The organism is Bradyrhizobium sp. (assembly GCF_016462955.1).
Classification (GTDB): Bacteria; Pseudomonadota; Alphaproteobacteria; order Rhizobiales; family Xanthobacteraceae; genus Bradyrhizobium.
The window spans coordinates 1-2,492 of the sequence record NZ_JAEMSD010000749.1; the positions used below are offsets into that span (position 1 = coordinate 1).

Sequence of the window (2,492 nt, forward strand, 5' to 3'; positions counted from 1 at the left end):
CCCGCGAGGCCCTACAAGCCACGCGACAAGGCCAAGGTCGAGGCGGCCGTCCTCATCGTCGAGCGCTGGCTGCTCGGCCGCCTGCGCCACCGCGTCTTCTACAGCCTCGCCGAGGTCAACGCAGCGATCGGCGAGTTGCTCACCAGGCTCAACGAGGAGCGGCCGATCCGGCGGCTCGGCGTGACGCGCCGCCGGTTACTCGAGGAGATCGACCGGCCGGCGCTCAAGCCGTTGCCGGCGAGCCCCTACGTGCTCGCCGAGTGGCGGATCCGCCGCGTCAGCCTCGACTACCACGTCGAGGTGGAGAAGCATTATTACAGCGTTCCGCATCGCTTCGCGCGTGCCGAGGTCGAGGTGCGGTTCACCGCCCGCACCGTCGAGATCTTCCACAAGGGCGAGCGGATTGCCGCGCATCAGCGCATGAGTGGCAATCACAAGCACTCCACCGTGCCGGAGCACATGGCCTCCAGCCATCGGCGCTACGCCGGCTGGACTATCGGGCGTATCCGTCAGGACGCCGCCGCGATAGGGCCGGCAACCAGCGCATTGTGCGACCTCATTCTCGACGAGCGCTCGCACCCCGAACAAGGCTTCCGCGCCTGCCTCGGCATCCTCAGGCTCGCCGCCTCCTATGGGCGCGAACGGCTGGATGCGGCGGCTGCGCGGGCGATCGACATCGGTGCGCGCACCTATGGCTCGGTCAAGTCGATCCTCGCCAACAATCTCGATCGGCGTCCCGCTCACCAGCGCTCCGCGGACGATGCGCCGATCCTGCATGCCAACATCCGCGGACCGCGCTACTACAATTAGGAGACCGTCCCTTGCTCACCCATCCGACCCTCGACCGCCTCAACGCCCTCGGCCTCCACGGCATGGCCAAGGCCTTCGCCGACATCGAAGCCGCCGGTGAGGCTGGCAGCCTCGGTCACGCCGAATGGCTTGCTCTGTTGCTCGAACGTGAAGCCTCGCTGCGGCACGACAAACGGCTCGCCACTCGCCTGCGCTACGCCAAGCTGCGCCAGCAGGCATGCGTCGAGGACATCGACTATCGCACCCCGCGCGGTCTCGACCGCCCGCTGTTCGCCAAGCTTGTCGAGGGCCGTTGGATCGACGACCACGTCAATCTCCTGATCTGCGGCCCGGCAGGCGTCGGCAAGAGTTGGCTCGCCTCGGCGCTCGGCCACAAGGCCTGTCGCGACAATCGCTCCGTGCTCTATCAGCGCGTCCCGCGCCTGTTCGACGATCTGGCGCTCGCCCGCGGCGACGGTCGTCACCCACGCCTGTTGCGTGGCCTTGGCCGTGTCGATCTGCTGATCCTCGATGATTGGGGCCTCGAGCCGCTCGATGCCGGCGCCCGTCACGATCTCCTGGAAATCCTCGAAGATCGCTACGGTCATCGCTCCACCATCGTCACCAGCCAGCTCCCCGTGGACCAGTGGCATCTGCTCATTGGAGATCCCACCTATGCCGACGCCGTGCTCGATCGCCTCGTCCACAATGCCCATCGGCTCGACCTCACCGGTGAGAGCCTGCGCCGAACCCGGCAATCCGCCCGAAAGACCTGAGCGCTGTGGACATGCCGCTGCGCTTGGACAACGCAATCGCGTTGCCCACATGCCCACAGCAACCGCAAAAGAAGAAAAATGGGTTGAAGTCGCGATTCCAGATGACCGCGCGGCTTGACCGGTGCCAGAGAACCAGCCGGCCAGAACGCCTCGCCGCTGGGCGAGATCAAATCGGAAAGGTGGGCGACATCGTCTCGGAATCCACGGGCGACTTCATATCGGTACGCCTGGGGACTTCGTCGGAATCAGCACTTCGAGACGGATGCATCCCCTTGCGACAGGATGATAAGTATCGTGCCGGATGATAATCCAGACACGGGGTTAAAGCTTGCGGGGGCCCGCTGAATACCCGGCAGCGGGGGGGCAGCTAGTGAGGAGAAACCAGCGCCGCCACGCTAAAGGCGAACAGGGAGGCCGCCGCCAGTGACCAGAGGGTGATGACAATCTGTTTTGGCATCATCCGATAACCATAGGAAGGACTGGCGGTTCCAACTTTCCTATGCCTGGGCTTGATCTAGATCAAAGGACTGAGCGAGGCGTGCGGCAGGCTTCGCAAATGACCAGGCACAAGCTCACAGCAGCGGAAGGATCCCCCTCAAGATTCTGGCCAAGACGAGGCGCGGCGGTGCTCCAGGCTTACATAGACGACCTGCGCGAAATTAATCAGCGCCTGAGGGGGCTTCTCCACTGGCTCCAGATCATCTTTTTCCCCAAGCCCGAGCAGATCCTACGGTTGCAGCGTGCGCTGTTCCCCACCGCCGCGCATGGGCGGCGCTTTTGAATATTTCGCGTGGCCAACCATCGTCTTTCTGCTAGCCGGAATCTGGTATTTGCTGCTCACCCGCTGACCCATCGGCCAGGTGAAGCGCCAATGACCTGCCCCTGAGTTTTCATCCAGAGGCAATTAGAGTCTCGGGGGTTTGTACG

2 protein-coding genes and 1 pseudogene are annotated in these 2,492 nt (G+C 64.1%); all 3 read left to right on the forward strand.

All coding sequences use genetic code 11. The features are described from left to right. Positions 1 to 810 (forward strand): annotated as a pseudogene (locus JHD07_RS37805) (IS21 family transposase); the annotation flags it as partial. Between the two features lie 11 nt (positions 811 to 821). Beyond that, positions 822 to 1,565: an IS21-like element helper ATPase IstB gene (gene istB, locus JHD07_RS37810; protein WP_012041725.1), complete on the forward strand. Its 744-nt coding sequence runs from the start codon at positions 822 to 824 to the stop codon at positions 1,563 to 1,565. A 625-nt stretch (positions 1,566 to 2,190) separates the two neighbouring features. Then, the gene (locus JHD07_RS37815) at positions 2,191 to 2,346 is read left to right on the forward strand and encodes a hypothetical protein (RefSeq protein WP_155253860.1); all 156 of its coding nucleotides are present in this window, start codon (positions 2,191 to 2,193) and stop codon (positions 2,344 to 2,346) included. The last annotated feature ends 146 nt before the right edge of the window (positions 2,347 to 2,492 follow it).